At 55.1% G+C, this 23,538-nt stretch carries 16 protein-coding genes; 8 read left to right on the plus strand and 8 right to left on the minus strand.

Annotated features, from left to right (window positions below; translation table 11 throughout):
- Positions 1–294: 294 nt before the first annotated feature.
- Positions 295–708 (minus strand): hypothetical protein, encoded by a 414-nt coding sequence (locus SH573x_RS10515; protein ID WP_479354822.1) that lies wholly within the window; start codon positions 706–708, stop codon positions 295–297.
- Between the two features lie 346 nt (positions 709–1,054).
- Between SH573x_RS10515 and SH573x_RS10520 the strand changes: the two genes are divergently transcribed.
- Positions 1,055–4,528 carry a hypothetical protein gene (locus tag SH573x_RS10520; protein ID WP_479354824.1) on the plus strand — a complete coding sequence of 1,158 codons (3,474 nt, stop codon included), beginning with the start codon at positions 1,055–1,057 and terminating at the stop codon, positions 4,526–4,528.
- Between the two features lie 705 nt (positions 4,529–5,233).
- Here SH573x_RS10520 and SH573x_RS10525 read toward each other — a convergent pair.
- Positions 5,234–6,484 (minus strand): lactonase family protein, encoded by a 1,251-nt coding sequence (locus tag SH573x_RS10525; protein WP_479354826.1) that lies wholly within the window; start codon positions 6,482–6,484, stop codon positions 5,234–5,236.
- A 75-nt stretch (positions 6,485–6,559) separates the two neighbouring features.
- The gene (locus SH573x_RS10530) at positions 6,560–8,476 is read right to left on the minus strand and encodes a glycoside hydrolase family 183 protein (RefSeq protein WP_479354828.1); all 1,917 of its coding nucleotides are present in this window, start codon (positions 8,474–8,476) and stop codon (positions 6,560–6,562) included.
- Positions 8,477–8,626: 150 nt separating this feature from the next.
- Here SH573x_RS10530 and SH573x_RS10535 point away from each other — a divergent pair, with 150 nt between their 5' ends.
- The gene (locus tag SH573x_RS10535; RefSeq protein WP_479354829.1) at positions 8,627–9,937 is read left to right on the plus strand and encodes a 3-keto-disaccharide hydrolase; all 1,311 of its coding nucleotides are present in this window, start codon (positions 8,627–8,629) and stop codon (positions 9,935–9,937) included.
- Positions 9,938–10,044: 107 nt separating this feature from the next.
- On the opposite strand, the gene SH573x_RS10540 is transcribed toward SH573x_RS10535, so the two are convergent.
- The 3 genes from SH573x_RS10540 to SH573x_RS10550 form a co-directional block, all read right to left on the minus strand.
- A complete protein-coding gene (locus SH573x_RS10540) occupies positions 10,045–10,290 on the minus strand; it encodes a MoaD/ThiS family protein (RefSeq protein WP_479354831.1) in 246 nt (81 codons plus the stop codon).
- 2 nt (positions 10,291–10,292) lie between these two features.
- Complete coding sequence (locus SH573x_RS10545; protein WP_479354833.1) at positions 10,293–10,928, minus strand: RNA polymerase sigma factor; 636 nt, start codon at positions 10,926–10,928, stop codon at positions 10,293–10,295.
- 224 nt (positions 10,929–11,152) lie between these two features.
- Positions 11,153–11,896, minus strand: a complete 744-nt coding sequence (locus SH573x_RS10550) for a tetratricopeptide repeat protein (RefSeq protein WP_479354835.1) — start codon at positions 11,894–11,896, stop codon at positions 11,153–11,155.
- Between the two features lie 390 nt (positions 11,897–12,286).
- Between SH573x_RS10550 and SH573x_RS10555 the strand changes: the two genes are divergently transcribed.
- From SH573x_RS10555 to SH573x_RS10575, 5 genes are read left to right on the plus strand one after another with little or no spacing between them, the layout of a single operon-like run.
- A complete protein-coding gene (locus SH573x_RS10555; protein ID WP_479354837.1) occupies positions 12,287–13,987 on the plus strand; it encodes a hypothetical protein in 1,701 nt (566 codons plus the stop codon).
- A gap of 20 nt (positions 13,988–14,007) precedes the next feature.
- Positions 14,008–14,643, plus strand: coding sequence for a tRNA (guanosine(46)-N7)-methyltransferase TrmB (gene trmB / locus SH573x_RS10560; RefSeq protein WP_479354839.1), 636 nt, complete (start codon positions 14,008–14,010; stop codon positions 14,641–14,643).
- A 20-nt stretch (positions 14,644–14,663) separates the two neighbouring features.
- On the plus strand, positions 14,664–16,094 hold the full coding sequence (locus SH573x_RS10565) for a glycosyltransferase family protein (protein WP_479354840.1): 1,431 nt from the start codon (positions 14,664–14,666) through the stop codon (positions 16,092–16,094).
- The gene (locus tag SH573x_RS10570) at positions 16,063–19,455 is read left to right on the plus strand and encodes a hypothetical protein (RefSeq protein ID WP_479354841.1); all 3,393 of its coding nucleotides are present in this window, start codon (positions 16,063–16,065) and stop codon (positions 19,453–19,455) included. The genes SH573x_RS10565 and SH573x_RS10570 overlap by 32 nt, the downstream gene beginning before the upstream one ends.
- A gap of 29 nt (positions 19,456–19,484) precedes the next feature.
- Entirely contained in the window at positions 19,485–19,790 is a 306-nt protein-coding gene (locus SH573x_RS10575; protein WP_479354843.1) for a hypothetical protein, read from the plus strand.
- Between the two features lie 135 nt (positions 19,791–19,925).
- Here SH573x_RS10575 and SH573x_RS10580 read toward each other — a convergent pair whose 3' ends face one another.
- The gene (locus SH573x_RS10580; RefSeq protein WP_479354845.1) at positions 19,926–21,623 is read right to left on the minus strand and encodes an ABC1 kinase family protein; all 1,698 of its coding nucleotides are present in this window, start codon (positions 21,621–21,623) and stop codon (positions 19,926–19,928) included.
- A 471-nt stretch (positions 21,624–22,094) separates the two neighbouring features.
- Here SH573x_RS10580 and SH573x_RS10585 point away from each other — a divergent pair, with 471 nt between their 5' ends.
- Positions 22,095–22,568 (plus strand): SRPBCC family protein, encoded by a 474-nt coding sequence (locus tag SH573x_RS10585; RefSeq protein ID WP_479354847.1) that lies wholly within the window; start codon positions 22,095–22,097, stop codon positions 22,566–22,568.
- Positions 22,569–22,588: 20 nt separating this feature from the next.
- Here the strand turns inward: SH573x_RS10585 and SH573x_RS10590 are convergent, their stop codons facing one another.
- A complete protein-coding gene (locus SH573x_RS10590) occupies positions 22,589–23,536 on the minus strand; it encodes a hypothetical protein (RefSeq protein WP_479354849.1) in 948 nt (315 codons plus the stop codon).
- Between the last annotated feature and the right edge of the window lie 2 nt (positions 23,537–23,538).

Consider the following 23,538-nt stretch of genomic DNA (forward strand, 5'->3'; position numbering starts at 1 on the left):
ATCGCCCAGGCGTTGAGAGCGCTTAGATTCTTTATGAAACGCAGAGGGCGCTGAGGCCGCGGAGGAAAGTCTGTCTTCTCTGCGATCCTCTGCGTCTCTCGGCGTTTAAAAAACGAACCTTCTAACCAAAGATCCTTCCGACCCGTGTTTTCTTGGTGCGATCGCCCAGGCGTTGAGAACGCTTAGATTCTTTATGAAACGCAGAGGGCGCTGAGGCCGCGGAGGAAAGCCTGTCTTCCGTGCGATCCTCTGCGTCTCTGTGCGTTTCGAAAATGAAGCCTCGATGCTCGCGATTTACTTGGCTTGATTACGCAAGTACGAATGGCATTCGACGCACCGAATCGTCAAGTCGACATAGCCCAAGGCAACGCGATCGCTGTTCTTGTCGCGAGCGGCTTGTTTGATCAGATTGATCGAACGACGAAAGTCTTTGCTATGCTGCAAATACTCTTCGGTGGAAACCACGTTCCAAGTACTTTCAAGACTCAATAAACTCAAGGATTGAGCATTGGAAGCAATCTTGTCAAAGTCTTCCAGCGCCATGCCTTCCAATATCGACTTGGCATGTTCCAGCTTCTGTTGCATGAAAGGCTTGAGCCCTTCGCGGCCGGTCTTCTGTTGCGAGCGACCGTTTGTTTGCCACAATGCAATCACCGCCACCACTACTAAACTACCGACGATCCAACTGCGAATTCTTGTAACTCTCATAGTTCCATCCTTAAAATAGCTTGTTAGTCAAGTGCGAAGGTCGCCGTAGCCGAAGTCGCCAGACTTTGGATCTTGCGTAGCCGAAGTCGCCAGACTTTGGATATCGTAACCGAAGTCGCCAGACTTTGGAGAATTGAGATTCCCCTTTCCAAACTCTGGCGAGTTCGGCTACAGGTTTCATATTGATAGTCTAGCTGACTCAGCAGCTCAGTTGGATACAGATGCATGTGGTGAATAGTCTCCTCATAGGACACAGGCTGGAAGCCTATGCCACAGAACACAGGCTGGAAGCCTATGCCACAGGAGTCCAGTGCTTTGGCACGCGAATCGCTAATGGGCTTGCATCATGATTCAACTTGCATTGCTCCTTGGACTGATTTTGCAGACGCCAGCGGATTTTCCGCCTGGGACGCTTGAGCGGCAAGCATTGCCGCAGAGTCGTGCGCTAGACTATGAATTTGACGATGTACGCATCGCCACAATTCTGGGGTGGCTGAAGCGCGTGGGGGTGGAACCACCTGTGCCAGTGGGTGGACGCGTGTCCGGTTGGTTGTGGGCTCAAGCGCCCTTGAGCGGCTGGTGGCGCGTGGCCGACTACTTAGTAGAAGGCGAACTAACTTCACCGCTCTTAGACGTGGATCGATTTTCCATTCGCACCGCCCGCGTGCGGTTTGGCTATCGCCAAGGCTTGTGGACATTTGGCGCAGTTAGTGGGCAAATCGAAAGTCGCCCTGACGTTGAAAGCAACGAGCGTCTAGTGCTCGGTCAAGCTAACCTGGCGGCTGTATTGCCTATGGCATCGGAAGGGACCGCCCGAGCCAATGGCCGCCTTGAACAAGTCGCACTGACCAAACTCTTAGCCACCTTTGGCGTTGGCGACAATGTTCCCACAGGCACCGCGCGCGGCACATTTGAGTTATCAACACCCTTGAGTGACCTGTCTGAACCACTTGCCTGGCAAGCCAGTGGAACCATCGACGCCAGCGATGTCGCTTTCGGTCAAATCGCCGGTGTGCAACTCGCCAGTCAATGGCGATTGCAAGATCGCGTGCTGGCCCTGCCGCAAGCCAATATTGTTCTTGACCGTCAATCACTGCGAATCGGGGCGGAGTTGGGTTTGAGCGATCAATTTGCGTGGACAGTAACACTGCCACTGCAGCCGGTCAGTCTGACAAGCAATCTCTTTGAGCGCCTGGCGGTCGAGCCGGCGACTATGAACTATCTGCCACTAGGGAACGTCAATCTCGCCGTCAACGCAGGCGGCTCGCTCACACCCTGGCAAGCTGCCTATACATTGCAACTGAACAACGGACAGCTGAATTGGATGGGCAACGACATCGCCAATCTGAATACGCAAGCCAGGTTAGTCGCTGATGGACTCTTACTGGATAATCTCAGCGCCAATATCGCCAGTGGCCAGATCGCCGGGCAGGCAGCTTTCACTGCCAACTTGGATGATCCATTGACGCTGAACATGAACTATCAACAGCTGGACCTTTCGCGGGTGAATATTCCAGCCTCATTGGGTGAGTATGCACTGCGCGGTGTAGTAAGTGGTTCGGCGCGAGTCTCCGCTGCCAAAGAGAACTTAACGGATATCGAATCTCTGGCGCTAGAATTAAACGGTAATGGCGCTGGAGTGCGCATCAATGATTGGGGGTTGGGCGATATCGAGTATGCGCTGAAGAAAGAGGCCGGTAGTAACGAGCTGGCGCTGGATTTGAAAGACGCAGGCGTTGCCAAGCGTTGGCAAGCCACAGGACAAATTCGACAAGCTGCCGATCGCTTGAGCTTCGACATCGATTCGCAAGGCAACGAACTGGATCTATCGGTTCCACAACTGGTCAAGCTCTTGGGTGTGGAGCCTACCTTGCCAGTGGCCTTAGAAATCTTGCTGGTTACAGGCAATGTTAAGTTTGAAGGTGATACCGTCGATGGTTTGACGGCGACTCAATTTAATCTCAGTAACATCACGACGCTGGAACGCAATCGAGTCGTCTGGGCTCAAGGCAGCTTGATGGGGTTTACTACTCCGCAAGTGATTCAAATTGATCAAAGTCAATTTACGGTAGGCGGTAGTCGCGTTGCAGCCGCCGTAACCTGGCACCGCGCACCTGGTGGTATACAAGCTGACCAGGCTGATGCAGTCGATAAAGATCGATTGGATCTGTCGATTGATGAACTGACGCTACAAACTTTGCAGGGTTGGAACATATTGCCATTACCTGCTGGACTCAGCCCAGCTAACTCACCTGCTGGCACGATCGATGTTCGTATCCAGGTCGAGCGACCTGTTATAGAAGGTGCTCCGATTGTGGCCAATTGGCAAGGCACTGTGGCTGCGAATGTTCGCGATTTGCAGATCGGCAGGCAGGCATTCGGCGAGTTGGCCTTGGATGGACAACTCACACCCGATCAGTGGCAGGCCAAAGCCCAGGGTACGTTGCTAAATGCTGCCCTGGATGGTGATGTTACGTTGGTGTTCGATCGGCAACCGGAATGGAATGTGCGCGAGGTTCGCGGCGATGTGACTTGGTTGGGAGCCGAGATCGGCCGGCTGACCAGTCTGTGGCAATCGGTCGACCAGGCATCGCAGTGGCAAGGCTTGGCAAATGTTCGCAGTCAATTCAATTGGCAACTGGCGGGCACTCGAACAGGCACGGCAGAAATCGAAATTCCTCAGTTAGCTTATCGCAGTCGTTCGATCGTGCGCGACCTGCGAGCTCAATTGGTGCTGGATGGCGAGCAACTGCGCATCGCGCGAGCTGGCGGTGGCCTGGGCGGCGGTCGGGTAGATGTCAGCGGTGCATACAACCTGCCAGCCAATCGTATCGAAGGTTTGACTATCAACATGATACGCATCGATCTGGCCGAAGCTGCGAAGCTGATCGATCCCAACATGTCATTGGATATACAAGGGCGTGCCGACTTGCGAGCCAAGGTTTGGCTGAATCACGGAGTCGATCTGCATGGCGATCTGCGCTTGCATGATGCCGTATTCAGCGGCATTCCCATTTCGGAAGCTCATAGCGACGTCGAAGTGATTTCGTCAGCAGATCAATCTGTCACGCGAGTCTATGCTCACAACATTCGCGGTCGAGCATTTGGCGGAAAACTGGACGGCGATGTCGAAGCGCGTTTGAGCGCCAGTCGCTCGATCAAAGTTCAAGCTCGTATTCAACGTGGCGAAGTTGAACAATTGAGCAAGTTGACGGGAACTTCGTCAGTGGTGGGACGCGGAAGATTCGCCGCCACTCTCGACCTGGCAGCTCCGCGATACAAGACGCTGCGCGACTTGCAAGGTCGACTCGACTTGGACTTTGAAGATACCGATGCACAGACTTTGCCTGTCTCGGATCAATTGGCTCGATTCGTGCCGCTGTTCGGCTTGGGTTCGACAGAGTTTGAAAGAGGACGACTGACTGGTACCATCAGCCAAGGAGCCTTGCGCATGCGATCGGTGGCGCTCTGGGGCCGACAACTGTCCGTGCTCGGTAGTGGCAACGTAGGACTGGTCAACGGTCGCCTGGACGTTCAATTGGTCGTACGCGTTGGTGGTGGTCTCAGTCAACAAATCGCTGCCAATTATTTGACACAGTTAGCAGCGACAGCTGTGCCGCCAGTGGAACTGGTGTTACAGATCAATCGCCTGGTCGCCAATCGTGCCATCTTCTTGCGCATTGGAGGCACTACCTCCCAACCGATCATCCAACCTCAAGCTGCTCGATTCATCGAGCAAGCCCTCCTTCGCACGCTCTTGGAGCAGGCCGTAGGTCTGCCTGGCGCCATTGGTGCAGTACAGGCCACATCAACACGTTAGTTGTGTGGCATAGGCTTCCAGCCTGTGTCCAAAACCGCTCTGAATCCCTGGAACATCGGGAGGGCGAATGCTCCTAGGTAAACGCAAGCTTGGGTTAGCAGGTGCACCTCGCCGTAATCGTTTAACCCGTAGCCGAAGGCTAGGCAATCGAAGCGGTGAACGTGCAGGGACACGACCTATACTGAGCGTGCAGATGCTCACGTATGCGCAAGCTTGGTTAGCAGGTTCACCTCGCCGTAATCGTTTAACCCGTAGCCGAAGGCTAGGCAATCGAAGTAGTGAACGTGCAGGGACACGACCTATACTGAGCGTGCAGATGCTCACGTATGCGCAAGCTTGGTTAGCAGGTTCACCTCGCCTGGCGGCTACGGGTTAAACGAGGATGCTCAGGTGAACGCAAGCTTGGGTTAGCAGGTGCACCTCGCCGTAATCGTTTAACCCGTAGCCGAAGGCTAGGCAATCGAAGTAGTGAACGTGCAGGGACACGACCTATACTGAGCGTGCAGATGCTCACGTATGCGCAAGCTTGGTTAGCAGGTTCACCTCGCCGTAATCGTTTAACCCGTAGCCGAAGGCTAGGCAATCGAAGTAGTGAACGTGCAGGGACACGACCTATACTGAGCGTGCAGATGCTCACGTATGCGCAAGCTTGGTTAGAGGGTTCGCCTCGCCTGGCGGCTACGGGTTAAACGAGGATGCTCGGCATCACTTACTTAGATCCAAAAACGTTATCATTGAAGGATTACCAACAGCTGCGTAGTGGCCGGTGAATTTGAGTGTGCCCTTGTCACGATTAACTTCAAAGACGGCCAGGTTGTCGGCGCGTTGATTGCAGGAATAGAGAAAGCGTCCGCTGGGGTCAAAGGCAAAACTACGGGGATAGTCGCCGCGGGTCCATTCTTCACCGACGTAACTGAGCGTCCCATCGCTGCCAACAGCAAAGATACCGATGCTGTCGTGCAAACGATTTCCGGCATAAACAAATCGGCCATCGGGCGAGACCAAAATCTCCGAGCAGAAGTTACTGCCTTTGTAACCGGGCGGCAGCGTAGAGATCGTTTGCCGTGGCTTGAGCGCACCGCTCTGGGCATCGAAGTCGAACAGGACCAGCGTCGAGCCTTCTTCTTGAATGCAATAGAACCAACGCCCATTGGGATGAAAGTAGAAATGACGTGGTCCATCACCTGGCGGCAATGAAACGACCGGCGTGGCGGCCGGCATGAGTTTGCCATTGGCAGCATCGAATTTCCAAATCAAAATTTGATCCAGACCCAAGTCGACGTGATAAACAAACTTGCCGCTGGGATCAGTTTCGATCATGTGCGCGTGTGTGCGATCATGGCCGCTGAAAGCAAAGCTGCCCGGCGGCGCATGTTGGGCTCGTGTAGGTCCAATTTGGCCTTCGTCATTTTTTACATCACTGGCCGCGGCCAATTGGCCATCGTCGCCAATGGGTAGCACCGCTACCGAGCCGCCAAAGTAGTTGGCAACTAACAAGTGCTTGCCAGCCGGATGCAGGCTAACGTACGTCGGCCCCGCTCCACCACTGGATACGGTATTGAGCAGTTTCAATTGGCCACTGGCGCGATCGATTTGAAACGCACTGACCGAGCCATGCTTTTCACTACCAAGGCGATCGGTTTCGTTCGCCGAATACAAACGCGTGCCGGCTTGGTTAATCGCCAGGCAGCTGGGGCTGGTGCCCAACTCAATCACACCATCGGGCGTCAATTCACCACTACTTCGATTAACCTTAAACAGATGGATACCAATGCCATTACCCGGTGGCAGATCGACTTGTGTAGGCAACGTGTCCTTCAGTGGTGAACTGAATGTTCCCACGTACGCCATTAAGGGTTTGGCATCAGCTTGCCCGTGTGCCGATTGACCGGTGCCAATCATGCTTGCCAGCAAGCACAGCGAGAGGTATTTGGTCATCATCATCGGTTGTATCATCTGGAATTGCTTTCTGTAAGCAGTGCGGACGCGTCAGAAACTTTAACGCGAAAAGCGTTCAGTGGCAGAAGGATTTTAATCCACTTTCCATACCCAACAAACTGCATCTCGAGTGCGTTCCAAGTTTCGCTCGGAATAGATGGGATTGGTGGAGTATAGCTTGGCTTGCGTTTGGGTATTGGTGTATTCATACAACGGGGCAAGCGCCGTAGAGGTATTGTTCGGCGGCGCAGACCGATAGGCGTAGAACATGATCGACTTGGGCGGACTATCATCGCCGGCAAACACTAGTCGGCCATCGACGATTTTTATGCCCACGCATTTGGCTGCCGGGCGATCTAGGGCCCAGAAGGCTGCTTGCGGCCCTTGCGATTGCTCGGTGGGTGACAGTTGCGGCCAGGTGCAGGGCTCGTGGCTGCGATAAATGGCCACCGGTAAATTCAACTCGCTGTTCTTCAGGTCCAAACGATACATGATCTGGTTGTAATCGTAGCGCTCAGTCGGATGATCGCTCCCAGAAAAGGTCGTAGTGTAGGTACCTTCGAAGTGGAGCAGGCTGCCATCGGCGGAATCGAAGAAGGGATGATGTTTGGGGTTGTAAAAAGAATAGCGGTTATGGGTCACGATCTTGCGGGCGTACACCCAGGGGCCAGTCGGTTGGTCGGCTTCCGCGTACCAAACTTCACCCAAGTGCGAACTCTGGCCACCGATTTCGACAGCGATCATGAGCCATCGCTGACGATAACGGTTCCAATAGACTGAGCCACTATGGGCGATCACTGGCTGATCGGATTTTATATCGCGCAAGCGAATCAGAGCCTCGTGCGGTTTGATCAAGCCGGCGCTGATGAACTTGCGTTGCTGTTGCGGTGTAAGTGCAGGTGTGTTCGTTTTCCAAGCATAGATCAGCTGGCCACTCGCATCGCGATCGAGCTCTGGTGCTTCGAGCGTCGTGTTAGCTTTAAGGCATGAGTAGCCCTCGTATTGTGCGGGATCCATGAAGGCATCGATCGTAGCCTTAACACGGGTCAGCGGCAGCGGATTGGCAAAGTAGATATAATCGATCTCTGCTTCGCGATGCAGGAACGTATGAGTTTGTGGCTCACAGAACATGTGCGGACGCGTATCAAACGACTTGGTCTCCTCGAACTGTGCGGTTGTATCATTCCAACGAGCGAAACCCCAGCGGTAAGCTTCTAGTTGATTGCGCACTTTGATAAAGCCCGCAACCATTTGAGTCGCTGATGGCTGCGGTGCAACGCTGCTGGATGAAGTAAGAGGCAGAACGGTTACGGCGCTTAACCACGTGGGACCATCGCCCGACATTTTGGCGACGCTGCGGACGGCGGATTGGGAATCGGTGAAATAGGTAAATGGCGGAGGTTGGTCGGGACTGATGTCGAGCGGCGTGGTTGCCCCGGTCATATGAAAGTTGCCGCCGATGGGATAGTGTGGCCGATTGGTATCACCCCAAAACCAATATCGTTGACCTTTATATTCGGCCGTCATCACACTATCGCAACCTACCACGTCACCTGGTAAGTCGTTGGTTAACTGACCAGTGAGTGCTGGCTGATCGGTGGGAGATTGCAGACCGGCAGTTACGGAATGCACAAAGATGCCCGAACCGGTGGCGCGATAGAGTCGCAGGGCCAGGTTCTGTCTGCGGATCGCCAGTTGTGTTTGGCTGCCGCGACGCAGTTGCACTGCCTTGCCCGCAAAGCCAAAACCGTCTTTGTCAAACTCGTATCCGTGGCTGCGAATGTTGAAGAAGATGTTTCGATCCAGCAGATCCACGGCGGTGATGGTCGCGCGACCGTAACTGTCGGTGACCAGGCGCTGGTGGGCAATCGTTTCCAATTCCACCAGCGGTACTCCGCGGCCGGTTTCTGCATCGACAATCTGGATGACAGCGCAATTCTGGTTGATTTGAGCCGATAACGGGCAGGCCAATGGCCACAGGATTGCAGCAGCGAAAACAGGAAGTCGCATATGGGGTGTTTGAGATCTGAGAGTGAAGAAAGGGAAATTGAAATCGGAGATTCGAAAACTGAGATCACAGAAATGGATTTGAGAATCGTGATCCGCTTGTTATTCTAGGGGACAGTCCTACCTCTTTCCCCCGCCTTGGAGCCAATTCTGATGCGCACCGTGTTATTTCGTTTAATGACTTCCACGATCGTCTGCCTGGGGCTGAGCGTCGCTTGCTCCGCACAAGAGGTCAAGCCGCCGGAGGGCTTCGTGGCTCTGTTTAATGGCAAGTCGCTCGAGGGCTGGCATGGTCGATCCAATGACACGGCTGACCCTCGCAAGTGGGAAGCCACTTCGCCTGAGCACAAACAAATGTGGCAAGATGAACTGACCAAGCACTGGACGGTTGTCGATGGCGCGCTGGTCAATGATGGCGAAGGTGCCTACATGACCACCAACGAAGAATTCGGCGATATGGAACTGCTAATCGATTACAAAACAGTTCCACTAGCCGATAGCGGTATCTATCTGCGCGGTACACCCCAAGTGCAAATATGGGATTACACCGAGACTGCCAAGTTTCCGCTGGGTGCTGACAAAGGTAGCGGCGGACTATGGAACAACAAAGACTCCAATCCAGGCAAACATCCGCTCGTAAAAGCCGATAAACCGTTTGGTCAGTGGAATACGATGCGCATTCTGCAAGTTGGCGCACGCACCAGCGTGTGGTTGAACGAGCAGATGGTGGTCGATCATGCTCCTCTGGAAAACTACTTCGACAAGAATGCGCCGCTATTCGCCAAGGGTGTGATTCAGTTGCAAACCCATGGTGGCGAGATCAGTTGGCGCAACATCTTCGTGCGTAAAATCGGCTCTGAAGAAGCCAACAAGATCTTGGCCGACAAGTCCGCAGGCGAAGGCTTCAAGCAACTGTTCGATGGCAAATCGCTAGCCGGCTGGGCTGGGGCAACCGACAATTATGAAGTGATCGAGGGCGCGATTCAGTGCAAGACCGGTCATGGTGGCGTGCTGCGCACCGAAGAAATGTACAAGGATTTTGTGGCGCGCGTCGAATTCAAACTACCACCCGGCGGTAACAACGGTCTGGCCATTCGTTATCCAGGCGAAGGCGATACGGCTTACGTTGGTATGTGCGAACTGCAAGTACTCGACACGGAACACTCCATGTATGCCAAGTTGGATCCGCGTCAAGCCCATGGATCCGCCTACGGTATGGCCGCTGCGGCTCGCGGTTATTTGCGCCCAACCGGCCAGTGGAATTTTCAAGTCGTCACCGTCCAAGGCTCGACCATCAAAGTGGAACTCAACGGTACGCAGATTCTCGATGCCGATCTTTCGACCGTTACCGAGTTGATGGCCAACACGCCGCATCCCGGCAAAGATCGCACCGAAGGCTACTTTGGTTTCGCCGGCCACAACGATCCCGTCCAGTTCCGCAACGTATCGATCAAGAAGTTGTAGTGTCCCAATCGTCAATCTCGTAGCCGAAGTCGCCAGACTTTGGAAGAACCACGCTTAGCGTGTCCAATCTCTGGCGAGATCGGCTACACAGAGATCGGCCACGAAGCCTAGCCGCCGCTGACCGGTGGGATGAGGGCGAGTTCTTGATCGGCCGAGATCTTGGTCGATAGCGGCATGAACTGATGATTGATGGCCCAGCGACTGGCGGGGATAAGAGATTTGAGTGCTGGATACTCGGTGGCCAACTGATTGGCCACCGATTGCAGATCGGCATCTGCAGGCAGATTCAAATCGACGGCGCGCAGGCCGGTAAGTTGCGAGGCCGAAGCGAATAGCAGGATCTGAACTCGCAAAGTTACCAGGCTCCGAACCGTTCCAATTCTTGACGGAAAGCTTCTTTAGCAAGTTCGTATCTGCGTCGCGCTGTTGGTTCGGCAACTTTTAGTTTCTTGGAGATTTCTTTGAAGGTCATGAACTGAATGATGCGCCAGCGCACGAGTTGCTGATGCTCGATCGACAGCGAGGCCAACGCGTCGTCCATGATCTGCCTGTGCTCTTCGGCGTCCATGATTTTCGAGGGCGTCATGATCGATTTGTCTTCCAAGCCCCCAATCAATTTGCTGTCGTGTTCTTCTGCATTGTGAGCACGTAGTTCCTGATTCCAATAGCGACGCACATCTTTGGCTTGATTGCGCACGATCTGGACTACCCAAGCGCGCCACTGTCCCGAAGTCTGGCCCTCGAATTGATCCATGCGTTCGATGGCTTTCAAGACCGATATCTGCACGATGTCGGACTCGTCGTCTTTACAGTTCGGAATGCTTTGCGTTTGTTGCCGAGCGACCCATTTCAATTGTGGCCTCATGCGTTCAAACAGATCGGCCAGAAATGACTTGGAGCGAGCCACGATTCGGCTGGAGGTACCCGAGCGAGACGTGCCCAACAGTGAATTGCCAGATTGCGAACCGGAGAGAGCTTCGTTGACTGACATTTTTTGGTTACTCATTACGCCATGAAGGACGAAAGAAACTACGTCAGCTTAGGGGCGAACTGGTAACAATGTAGTGGGCCGCGTCCTAGAATGCAACTTGCCATCCAATGTCGACTCTCAAGGCGCGGGTATGCATGGTTCCTACTCCTACTCCTACTCGAAATGGTTGCGAGTAGGAGTAGGAGTAGGAGTAGGAGAACTGACGTCTTGGCTAGTGGTGACGTTTAGTTAAACGGATTGGGAGCTTCGCCGGCGGGTTCGGCTGGCGTGGCTGGTGTATCGCTGAAGGGATCAGCCGGTGCGGCTGGATCAGCCGGTGCGGCTGGATCGGCCGGCGTGGCGGGAGCTGGCACTTGGGCATCATCCTTGAACGGGTCGTCCTGCGCATCGGGCGTAGCAGGTGGCGTGGCTGGATCGGCAGCAGGTGGTGTCACAGGTGCAGCTGGCGATTGATTGGACATTGCCGGCGGTAGCGAATCGGGAGTGATCGCCGGTGGCTTGGCTACGTTGGGATTGGACAGCGATTGTTGAGCATCCATTTCTTTCTTGGCACGCTGTTCTTGAGCGACGGCGACGCGAGCCATCATGCGGGCCATTTCAATTTCTTGACGCACTGGTCCTTGAATGCGCTGTAGCGCCCAGCCGATGCTGGAAGTGCCTTTGCCACGCGCTTCTAAATCGGCTGCATGTTCAAAGTCACTCTTGGCTGCGTCTTGCATGCCCATTTGATAGGTCACTAGTCCACGGAAATAGTGAGGACGTGGATCTTCAACTCCTGAATCGATGACGATATTCAAAACGCGCTGCGCTTCTTGATAATCGCCAGCGTAATAGCGATGTACGCCGTACCCATACAGCTCGGTCAACGCTCCATCGGCTGCGGTCGCTTGACCAGCAGTCATTGCAGAGCTGGTCAAAGCTCCCAGTCCAGCTACGATCCAGCGCAGATTCTTTACCCAGTGGGCCATCGTTGAAGTCTCCCTCATCATGTTGTATCAGCCTCAGTATTTCGCATTGCCGCGCCGCCCCGTGCGTCGGGCAATTGACCCCTCGATAGTAATTAGAGCCCGTCCCCAGGGCAAATAGGGGCAAATAGGGCTCAATCCCTGCTTGCCCCACTGCCCCACTCTGGCCATGCCACACGTTTTCCGATTCGGTCAGCTGGACTACAATTGCGGGAGACTGAACAGCGGTCAACGGTCGCCTGAGCCATTCACCGCCGACAAGCCCCTGCCCCAAGCCCCTGCCCCAGGCAGCGCCTCCGCCAGCCCGCAGCCGGCTTGATGGCCGGTCGACACATTGGTTAGAAGATTCGAGCCGCTCCAGCAGCGAGTGCTCTACAAAGTTCGGAAAATCCCATGCAAGGTCTAGCATTCGTGCTTCTATTTACGGCCCTCACCTTTTTGTCGTGGGGGGCGTATGGACCACTGCTGCGCTATGGGACAACCGCCATGGGACACGATGGTTTAAAGGCGTTTGTCGGAGTTGGGCTGGCCTATTTCTTCATTGCCGTCGTCGTGCCGTTCTGGATTTTGCAAACCAAAGGCGAAAAGGGTCGTTGGAGCTTTCTAGGCACAACCTACTCAATTATCGCGGGATCGGTCGGTGCCATCGGAGCTTTGGGCATCATTCTGGCCCTGGTATTCAAAGGCAATCCGGTTTACGTCATGCCCCTAGTTTTCGGATTTGCGCCAATCGTTAACACGCTAGTGACCGCTTGGATGAGCGGCACACTTAACAAGATCAGCCCAGTGTTTGTCTCAGGTATCGTCGCAGCAGCCTTAGGGGCTGGTGGAGTGTTGTACTTCAAACCACCCGCCAAACCGGTTGTGCAAGTTGCCCACGCCACCACCAATGTCACCCCCGAAGCCACACCGGGCTCGGCGCAGGGCGCTCCCAGTTCAACTTCGACACCCGAGATTCAACCGGCCATTCCAGCCCATGCGCCCAGTGAATCTCCAGCACCGACCGCCCCCACCGTCAAACCAGTCGAGCCTGGCGTGGTCAAGCCCACACCAGTCGAGCCAGCACCTGTTGCACCAGCACCCATAACGCCGGCACCAGTGGAGCCAGCACCTGAGCCCGCGGTTAAGCCAGAACCAACTCCAACGCCACAACCTTCACTACCACCAGCGCCGGTGAAGTTTGCCGAACTGCCGCTCGAAGGAGTGCCTCCAGCCCCGGAAACACCAACCGAAACACCACCACCTGAACCCACGCCCACACCTGAACCCACGCCTGAGCCAACTCCGGCTCCGGCAGCAGTATCACCGGTCGAACTGCCGCCGCCGGTTGAGAACCCCGAAGAACCAGCCGTCGAAGCACAGGGCGTTGAAACCTCCCAACCAGAGCAACCCAAGGCCGAAGAACCTAAACCCGAAGAACCTAAACCGGCAGAGCCTGCCTTGCCGCCAGCGGTGCCCAATCCGGAAGCCGATGGGCAAGCCAATGCGGCTCGCAAGATCGTCTATGTCTCGATGCTCGCTGCCGACGATAAGTCGGCCAGCGCCGAGCCAGCGCACAAATCTGATAGCACTGCGCACACCGCCGCCGCGCCCAACTACAGCATGATCGCGCTGTCGATTTTGATGGCTGCGTTATGTTGGGGGTCTTATGGTCCGATGTTGCACCAAGGGCAAATGAAGATGGGAGGCAGTCGTCTGCGTCCCTTTGCCTGTGTGGGCATTGCGTACTTCATCATCGCTGTCGCCGCGCCGTTGATATTGCTCAACTCTTATCCCACCGTCAGCCAAGGTGCGTGGACAGGCTTAGGATTGATGTGGTCAGTCATTGCAGGTGGGGCTGGGGCCATTGGGGCCCTGGGAATCATTTTGGCCTTTAATGCTGGTGGCAAGCCAATCTATGTCATGCCATTAGTCTTTGGATTCGCACCAGTTATTAACACCTTTATCAGTCTGACCGAAGCTGGTACTTGGGCTGATGTAAAGACCATGTTTTGGGTCAGCTTGGGCGTAGTAATTGCCGGAGCAATCACCGTGCTGATAACGGCTCCGAAAGCTCATCATGCTCCTGCGGCGCATCCCGTTCCAGCCCGATAGTCTTGTAACCGAAACGCAGTATGAGTCAAAGTGAATCGACCGGCATGGATTGTCGCGCAACGGACTTGTTCACTCAGCCCATGACTTGGGTTGATCTCATGGCGCGAGCGCAGCCCACGGGCGCGCCGCTGGAACTGGAAATCGGTTCGGGTAAAGGTTTGTTTCTGCAACAGGCGGCCCAGGCTCAACCTACTCACCACTTTATCGGCATCGAACTATCGGGCAAGTTTGCCAATCGTGCCGCCCAGCGATTAGCCCGCTCACACTTGACCAATACCCGGATGTTGCGTGGTGATGCAGAAGCTTTTTTACTGAATGTGGTACCCAGTGAAAGTGTAGTTGCTGTGCATGTTTACTTTCCCGATCCTTGGTGGCGGCGCAAGCACAAGAAACGACGCGTACTGAACGATGAGACGTTGTTGGCGATCCAGCGCGTGCTCGTGCCCGGCGGTGCTTTTCATTTTTGGACCGATGTATTGGATTACTACGAATTGATTTGCAGGCACGTTATCGAACAGCTCGACTTGAGCGGTCCGCGATATGTACCCGAGCGACCGGCTGCGCATGATTTGGATTACACCACCCATTTCGAACGTCGCGCTCGCCGCAATGCTCAACCGATCTACCGCGCTATCTTCGACAAACACGCAACCTAATTACATGGTGACCGGTCACCATGGTGACAAATTCTTACGCGCGCGCTGTGGCCATGCTGATCGTCGTGCTGCTGGCGTTTGGTTTGCGTGTGGCTGCAGCCACCAAGTGGCATGGCGATACAGTCGCTGCCGGCAAATTGCTGCGCCTGGGCGACAGCGATAGTTATTGGATCCTGGCGGGGCATATCGCGCGGGGTGAACCTTACCAATACGGCAGCCCGGATGCCAGTATCTTTCGCGCGCCGCTGTATCCGCTGGCCTTGGCTCCTTTTGCTACGTTTGCCGATGCAAGCAGTGGCATCTACTGGGCTCGCATCATGGGCTGCGTGTGCGGCGCGTGGGCCGTGTACCTGGTCATGTGCATCACGCGTCAGTTGATCACGATCACCTGCGGAGCCCATGAGCCAGCCGAGCAGAATTGGGTGCCAGAAATCATCGCCGGTGGGCTGGCAGCGATTTACCCGGGCGCTATCGGCATGAGTATCGTCCTATTGAGCGAAGCTATCTTCTGCCCCCTCATGTTGCTCACACTCCTGGGTTGGCAACGCGCGCTAGTGGCCCCGCGCGTGCGGCCCGTCGCCGGAACTGCATTTATGTTAGGAATGGCCAGCGGCCTGGCGATCTTGGCGCGGCCCAGCTGGTTGCTGTTCATGCCTTTGGCAGGGGCCACGGTGCTGCTGGTATCCAGGCGACGCATGCATCAGGGGCTGGTTTTGTCCGCGATGGCCGCTGGGTGTGTGCTGGTGATGGCACCCTGGTGGTATCGCAATTGGACGCTAACGGCCCGCCTGGTGCCGACGACTTTGCAGGTGGGGGCCAGTCTCTACGATGGTCTCCATGCGGGGGCTAGCGGGGCCAGCGACGAGAACATGGAATTTGTCGAACTCTTTATCCAGCATCAGCGAGCTGAAGATAGCCCACTGGGCCTGACTGCCGACAATCCCGCCCAGCAGCTGAAAGAATACAGCAGTTTTGAATACCGCCTTAATGCTAGCATGCAACGTGCGGCCTTGGATTGGGCCCGCAAAAACATCTCTGGGGCAATTCGGCTAGCTTTGGTAAAGTTCGCACGGACCTGGAGTCTCTGGCCCGGAGCTGGTCAACTGGGCTCGAGTGGTTTGAAAGCCGCGTTAACCCTTGGCTGTTTTGGCATCCTGGCTTTGGCGGCAGTGGGAAGCACTCGTTTGCGAGTGGCCGCGCGGCGCGTAGGTTCGCAGAGGGCGATTGGCTGGCCAATCGCTGTGTGTTGGGGACCGGCGGTTTACTTTACGTTGTTGCACATGGTGTTTGTGGGTTCGATTCGCTATCGCGAGCCAGCCGTATTGGTTCTATCGGCACTCGCAGGTTGCGCCTTCATTCACCTCCGTTTTAAATTTCAAAAATCAGATCAGAGTACGATCAGGCACGGAAGCCAATCGATTGAAGCCACAAGCGGCATCACCAGCGGCTGATCAGCGACAAGCTGCGCGACGAAGTTCAACTTCGGGCGCGGTCTGGCTGATCGTCTTGTTGGCGGCTGTGGCTGCGATCCTCAGTTATCGAGCCTTCGAAACTCGCGTTGAACGAGAGTTGCGCATCGCGGTACTGAAACGTTTGGCTGAAACGTTCCCTCAAGCGCGTGTGAAAATTGAACGCGTCTCTATCGAGAGCGCCAACAAAATTGCCGTGCATGGACTGCGCGTGGCGGCCAAAGACAATCAGCGTTTGCGCCAGATTCTAGCCGTCGAACGTATTGAACTCTCTGGCGATCTCGATATCGCACACATCATTCAAGAGCGCGTAGCCGTGCATCGTGTTGAGATGTTTCGCCCTCAAGCTGACTTGTGGAAAATGTCCGATGGGACATGGTCGCTGATGGCCCTGAACACCAAATGCAAACCGGGAACGGTGACTCCACGCGTCACACTGCATCAAGGTGATTTGCGTGTGCACCGCGGAGATCGCGATGCCGAAGCCCCGATCGTCATCCATGATATAAATGGTTCTTGTGGGGAAGGACGATTGATTCAGCCCATCGATGATCTCGACTTCTTAGCACCCGCACTGGCGACGAAAAACGTTTCGCACGTGGCCCGGCAGTCGAGTGCGAGTGCAGGTTCAGCAGAGACATGTACGCTGCCACTTACTTACGATGAAAATGTTCAACCCGTTCCCATGCGTTTGCTCGAAGGCAAGTTTACGGCCCGCAGCAGCGGAACGCTGGAGACACTCTCGCTGGAAGGTTCGCTGAACCGAGCCAATGGTCGCATGCAGCTTAGCGGGCTGGTGGCCAGCTTGGATTTCTCGCCGAATCTAGTTGGCAAATTGCCTCCCGATCTATCGCGGCTGTTAGACCAACTATCGGGCCTCAGTTGCAAAGCATCGGCTCGCGTACGGATCGAACGCGCCGATACGAAAGCCCCGTGGAAGTTTCGCGTCGGTGGCAAACTATCCAACGGACGCTTAAACGTCCCACGCTTGCCTTACCCTTTGGATGAATTAAGTGGCGACTTCTTCTGCGACAATGATTCGCTAAAGGTTCGTGATGTCAAAGCCAAGAGCGGACAAGCGGACTGTCATCTGAACGCAGATATCTACGGATTTCATCCTCAATCACCGGTCCATATCCAAGTCACGGCCAACGATCTGCAGCTGGATACTCGACTCTATGAAGCCTTGCCGGCCAAATGGAAAACGTATTGGGATCGCGTACGGCCAGCTGGCACGGTCAACGCTCAACTGACGCTCAAGTCCGACGGGACCAACTTCACCCACAACATCGATGTTAATTGTCGCGATGTCGAACTGGAATGCTGGCTGTTTCCTTATCCGCTCAGCCATGTCCAGGGACAGATCAACTTGCAACGCGATCGTTTGATTGGCAAGGACCTGCGCGGCAAAGCTGGTGGCGAGCGCATCCGCGGCGACTTGAGTTTCCAGCGCATCCAAGAAGAATGGTACGGCGACCTGAGTATCCAGTGCGATGGTCCGGTGACTATCGATGAAAAGGTGCTCAGCGCGCTGACGATTCGTGGTCAATCGACCAGTGCCGTCGAACGCTTCGTGCGTTCACTCGAACCCAGTGGCACATTCAAAGTCGAGAAGGCGGTATTCAAACGCAGTTACGGTGAAGCCAACTACTGGCACAAAGATCTATCGATCACCGTCTCTGAGAGCAACTTGCTGTATCAAGGTTTTCGCTACCCGCTGCATCGCATTCGTGGACGTATCGAAGCCCATGATGACCAGTGGAAGTTAATTGGCTTCGAAGGTTGGAACGATAGCGGTCGCATTCAATGCAATGGCGACTGGCAGGAACTGCGCAATACGAACATACCTTTTAATCTCGTCTTTAGCGCATATGGCTTGCCGATGGAAGACGAACTGAAGCGGGCACTGCCCGATGATGCGCGGCAGATCTGGGATCAATTGCAGCCCAGTGGCAGCATTGATCGAGCCGAAGTGCAAATCGTGCGTGCGGCTGGTCAGTCGCAGGCAGATGTTGAGGTCACGCTGCACGAAGACTTGCACACGGGCACCAATTACGGACAGAGTCTGCGACTTCACCCGCGTTCCTTTCCGTCATGGCTGAGCGACGTTACTTGCGATTTGAAGTACACGCCGGGTAACCTGGTCATTTCGCAAGCTTCGGCGCGGAACAACAACTGCGATGTCACGATTCGGGCAGCGTGTCAAAAGAACGTGGCCGGCAATTGGGCTGGGACGGTCCATTGGTCGCCCAGTTCTCGCGTGTTAGTCGATAGCCAATTATTGCGTGCCTTACCTGATTCGATCAGCCAAGGTTTAGCGCGGCTCGATATGCGCGGACCGGTCAACATCAGTGGCGAAACGCAATTCGAACTACCTATCGATGGAGTGACCGCTCCGACCACTGACATCAAGATGCAGCTGGAATTGGAAGAGGTTCAACTGGGTGATGGCAAGACGGTCGATGGCATTCGTGGCACGGTGCATCTGGCTGGTCGTCGCTCTCCCACGCAGTTGGTTGCACGCGGTTGGCTGGATATTGCAGCTCTTAGTTTGCGCGGGGTACCGGTCACGGACGTGCGGGGCCCCTTTGCGATTTCTGGTTCGCAATTGTACTTTGGTTCGGATGTCGCCAGTCGTTTCTCGGCTGGGCCCAATCCCCCCACAGAGATCACCGCCAGTGCTCTGGCCGGTGCGCTAACTGCCTCGGGTAGTGGGCAATTGGACACGGGCCGTTTTCAATTGAACGCCAAGCTGGTTGACGCCGACTTTCGCAGTATGCTCCAAGACTTGGGTGCTTCCAGCGCGCCGACCGATGCCAACTGCAGCGTCGAGTTAGCCATCGCAGGCGTGCCCTGGGAAACACAAACCTACAGTGGTTCAGGGGCCATACAATTACGCGATGCCGAGTTGTATCAACTGCCTACAATGATCCGAGTGCTGCGGGCCCTCTCGGTGGCTCCGACCGACAAAGCCGCCTTTCATACGGCCGATGTGAAGTTCAGCATTGATGGAGATCAAATTCCGCTGGAACTGAAATGCGATGGTGATTTACTCAGTTTGCGTGGTTCGGGCTATACGAACTTTCGTAAAGAGCTGAACCTCGAGCTATATAGTTATGTAGGTGGGCGCGTGCCGGTGTCGAGCATCCTAACACCGCTGATCGCCGAAACGCCGTATGCATCATTCATGTATATTCCGGTAACCGGCACGATCGATAATCCGGTCATCGGCAAACGCACCATTCCACAATTGGGCTTGTTCCAGCAGATATTCCCGGAAAAGATTGCCACCCCCGAAGAGCCACAAACATCAAGTAGGATCCTGGATCGTCTGCGCCGATAATTGACTCGTGCCTTTAGGGAGCTTCGAGCATGCAGATTCAACCCACCGTCGCCGCTGCAGGCGCTGCCGGCAGTGTCTCTCAAGCATCCAGTAAAGATCGCTCCAGTAGTGCCAGCTCATCTGAGTCGGCCGCTCTACCAGCGCAGACCGCGCTCGAAAAAGTTGCTCGCAGCGAAGAGGCTAGCGCCGATCGCGATGCCGAAGGCGGTATGTACGGCCAAGCCAATCAACAAGACTCACCCGAGTCGCATCAACCACCTGTCCACCAAGCCAAGCCCAGCGGCCTGCCAGTAAAGCCACCGGAACCACCCAGCCAACTGGACATCGTAGGCTAAGCACGTCACCTCCCCCAGGCTTCGGAGATCTCCTGCTCCTGCTCCTACTCGTACTCCTACTCGTACTCGAAATGGAGTTCGAGTACCCGGTCGAGTAGGAGTAGGAGTAGGAGTACGATTAGGAGTTGAGCTGCCTCAATCAGCATCCACATGATCAAGATGCCCACTGCGGCTGATGGCTCGCAGGAGCCTTAGACCAATCAGTGTGCTGAAGGCGTATCCTAAGATACCGAACAGGCTCAGGCGTTCGATGCCCATCCAGCCAGGCGTCATGAACAGCAGGGGCGGTACTTTGAACGCCAGAAGTATAGACGAACCCAAGAAGAGCGAACTGACGAGCAGACCGAGCACCATACGATTGACCGACGGACTCAGTCCGCGATGCGAGAGGTGCACATCCAGTTTGCCCTCCTGAACTAGTTGCATGACGTTGCTGACTTGTCCTGGCAGCGTTTCTAATAGATTCTCCAGTTCAAAGTAGATGCGCCGCATGCGTTTGACTTGTCGTTTGGGCGACAAACGCCGGATCCACATGCGACGAAAGAACGGTTGCATGACTTCGATCAAGCTGAAGGTGGGCGACAGCGAGTGCAGCGTGCCTTCGAGAGTTATCAACATCTTGATCAACAGCGAAGTCTGCGGTGGTAGAGTTATCTGATGCCGGTGCAAGATGTCGGTGACGTCGTTGAGTGCCCCACCCAAATCAAAGCTTGACAGAGGCTGCGAACCATATGTTGAAATCAACTCGGCTACGTCGATCGATAGATTGGCTTCATCCAGTTTCGGAGGCATGCGGCCGACACGCTTGATCAGCGATGTCAGTAGTGAGGCATCGCGCGAGAGCACTGCCATCAGCATCTCTTCGATGTTCTCGCGCAGCCGATCATCGATGCGACCGCACATACCGAAATCGAGCAGGCCAAGTTTGCCATCGGACAACACGAGCACGTTGCCCGGGTGCGGATCTGCATGATAGACGCCCATCATAAAAATCATTTCGACGTAAACTTCGGCGGCCAGGCGCGCCAATCGTTGTCGAGCTTGTTCGGAGAACTGGGATTCTTTGGAGTATTCGCTAACGTCCCGGCCATGTAGCAGTTCCATCGTCAAGACGCGTTGCGTACTGTACTTGGGAAACGGTCGCGGAATGCAAACTTCTTTGTAGCCATGCAATTGGCCAGCAAACAGTTGCAGGTTTTGAAGTTCACGAGCAAAGTTCAGTTCGCGACGCAGTGACTTGGATAACTGTTCGACCAGCGTGCGCGGTTTCCAGGCCGCCAGTTCTGGTAAGTGCTCGGCCAACGTGGCCAAACCGGCCATGACCTCGAGATCTTCGCGCACGGTGGCTTGAATGTTCACGTGCTGCACTTTTACGACTACTTCGGTGCCGTCGAGCAGTTGAGCCAGGTGGACTTGGCCGATCGAAGCCGAAGCGATCGGTTTCTCACTGAAAGTCAAAAAGATTTCGTCCAGCGGTTTGCCGAGTTCTTGCTCGACCACGCCTTTGATGTCTTCGAACGAATCAGCGGCGACCTGCGATTGCAGTTGAGCCAGTTCTGTTGCCAGCGCCGGTCCAATGGTATCGGGCCTGAGGCTGAGGACCTGGCCTAGCTTGATGAACGTGGGGCCTAAATCGCTCAGGGCCATGCGAATGCGGGATTCGCGGCTGTAGCTGGCCAGCGGCACGCCCTGCTCGTCTTTGATCCAATCGCGAATGAAATCGACCTTCAGCTGACTGAGCCAATCGGCCAGCCCGTAACGCCGCAGGATGACGATAATTTCCTGCCACCGGCGAAGATTGCGATAAATTTGCGGTATAGATGTAATTCTCATACTTCTATTGTAACCAGACACCGCCCCGCACCTAAACCGTAGGCGTTAGCCTCGGTTTCTTTGGAGTGCTGTGGCGCTAGCCACAGCTTTGATGTAATAACCAAGCGTTCAAGGCCACGGCTGCGCTGGCCAACTAAACCGTAGGCGTTAGCCTTACACGCACTCTTAGCGCTGATGACCAACGGTTCGTATGGGCTGCGGTACCGTTTGGTTGTTACATCAAAGGTGCGGCTGCGCCGCAGCACTCCAAAAAAAACACGGCCTCCGTCGGTCGAGAATTGGGTTAGAGGGTTCTAAGCGGCTGGGGACAGCCGCTCTACATTCGGTCGAGAATTGGGTTAGAGGGTTCTAAGCGGCTGGGGACAGCCGCTCTACATTACAAGGCGGTGTTTGGCTCAGGAGGACCTTCGCCCTCCCGGGCACTCGGCTTAGTCGTGTACGTTGGGTGGCCAAGGTGCTTATACTTAGGCTATGAAACTCATCTTTAGAACTCAAGTCGACCAACCGCTCGAACAAGTCTGGCAGCGATTCGATCGCGAGCTGTTTCTCAAGCTGGCGCCACCTTTTCCTCGTATACGCCTGTTGCGATTCGATGGTTGTATGACCGGGGATATCGTCGAAATCGAACTGAATATGATTTTCTTTCGGCAAACCTGGACCAGTGTTATCGCCGATCAAGCAGCCAGGCACTCGGAAATCTACTTTGTGGATAAAGGGCAGGATTTGCCCTTCTTCTTGCGCTACTGGAAACATCGTCATCGGCTGATCCGCTCTGGCGATGGAACCGAAATTATCGACCAAATCGAGTATCGCTCGCCTACGCTTATCTTGGATTGGCTGCTCTATCCGGCTATGTGGCTACAGTTTGCGTATCGCAAACCGATCTATCGTCGAGAGTTCGCTCTGTCCAATAAAGCATCCAGTGCGCCACCGTCTGCAGATTGAGATCAGGTTGGGTTGGCACTTTACCAACTTTCTTGGCCACTACTCTGCGCTAACACGCCAGCGAGAATTCCTCCGCATAGAACTATGGCTACGATGGCTGCTATGGCCACGCGCGACCAAGGCCCACGCCGACTTCCAAATCGATAATCAACCAAGCCAATAAGCGCGGGAACAGTTAACGCAATTGGTGCCAGCCAGGTCGGCAAGGCGATTTGGCTGTAGTCGCGAATGTGCATCAGTATGCCTGCGCTCAAAAGTACAACAGGCAAGGCCAAGGAGAGGGACCATGATTCCATGGTGTCGGGCATTAAGTCGGTGCGGCGTTCACCAGTGTTGGCAAGAGTCGTCGCAGTTGTGCTGCGTAGCGGAACCAATATGCGTACCAGGCTAATAATCGCTAGTCCGAAACTGCCTTGTTTGCACCAGTCGCCCCAAGAGCCGTAGCAAGTCATGACCAGTGCGGTGGCTGTGAGTAGCTGCGCCAGAAGTACCAGCAAGCACCAGCGCCCTGCTCCACTGCGTGCCAACCATTCTATAGCCAGGTAGTTCAGGCTCAGAGCGGCCAGGGCTGCTAAAGTCCAAGCCCCATTGCCCGCATGCAACGTTTGAAATCGCTCGGCGGTGGCGAGTGAAACGGTTAGCGTGATGACCGCGAGTAGAATTGCCAGTCCCAAACGCTTTCCGATAGAGGTCGCCGTGGCCTGCCGCAGAGGCGGCCACAGGCAGCAACTGACAAACAGCGGCCACACAAACATTTCCCACGGCTCCGCATCCAGTGCGCCTGCCGTCAGAGCCAGAGGTGGCCAGCGTTCATATTGCAAATAGAAACCTAGTACGCAAATGGAACCCCACGCTATGGAAAGTACATGCGCGGCAATGGTTCGGTATCGGCCAGTACGCTCGATGGCTACGGCCAGGCCGCAGCCAACGAGGGCGATGATCAGCGTAATAAGCGTGGGGCGATCCACCG

The organism is Rania fehmarnensis, assembly GCF_056494185.1.

Coding starts and splice junctions, on each gene's coding strand:
- SH573x_RS10530 (WP_479354828.1), bottom strand. CDS start 8,476: ATGCGACTTCCTGTTTTCGCTGCTGCAATCCTGTGGCCATTGGCCTGC.
- SH573x_RS10545 (WP_479354833.1), bottom strand. CDS start 10,928: ATGTCAGTCAACGAAGCTCTCTCCGGTTCGCAATCTGGCAATTCACTG.
- SH573x_RS10535 (WP_479354829.1), top strand. CDS start 8,627: ATGCGCACCGTGTTATTTCGTTTAATGACTTCCACGATCGTCTGCCTG.
- trmB (WP_479354839.1), top strand. CDS start 14,008: ATGAGTCAAAGTGAATCGACCGGCATGGATTGTCGCGCAACGGACTTG.
- SH573x_RS10520 (WP_479354824.1), top strand. CDS start 1,055: ATGATTCAACTTGCATTGCTCCTTGGACTGATTTTGCAGACGCCAGCG.
- SH573x_RS10550 (WP_479354835.1), bottom strand. CDS start 11,896: ATGGCCCACTGGGTAAAGAATCTGCGCTGGATCGTAGCTGGACTGGGA.
- SH573x_RS10565 (WP_479354840.1), top strand. CDS start 14,664: ATGGTGACAAATTCTTACGCGCGCGCTGTGGCCATGCTGATCGTCGTG.
- SH573x_RS10575 (WP_479354843.1), top strand. CDS start 19,485: ATGCAGATTCAACCCACCGTCGCCGCTGCAGGCGCTGCCGGCAGTGTC.
- SH573x_RS10585 (WP_479354847.1), top strand. CDS start 22,095: ATGAAACTCATCTTTAGAACTCAAGTCGACCAACCGCTCGAACAAGTC.
- SH573x_RS10515 (WP_479354822.1), bottom strand. CDS start 708: ATGAGAGTTACAAGAATTCGCAGTTGGATCGTCGGTAGTTTAGTAGTG.
- SH573x_RS10580 (WP_479354845.1), bottom strand. CDS start 21,623: ATGAGAATTACATCTATACCGCAAATTTATCGCAATCTTCGCCGGTGG.
- SH573x_RS10525 (WP_479354826.1), bottom strand. CDS start 6,484: ATGATACAACCGATGATGATGACCAAATACCTCTCGCTGTGCTTGCTG.
- SH573x_RS10555 (WP_479354837.1), top strand. CDS start 12,287: ATGCAAGGTCTAGCATTCGTGCTTCTATTTACGGCCCTCACCTTTTTG.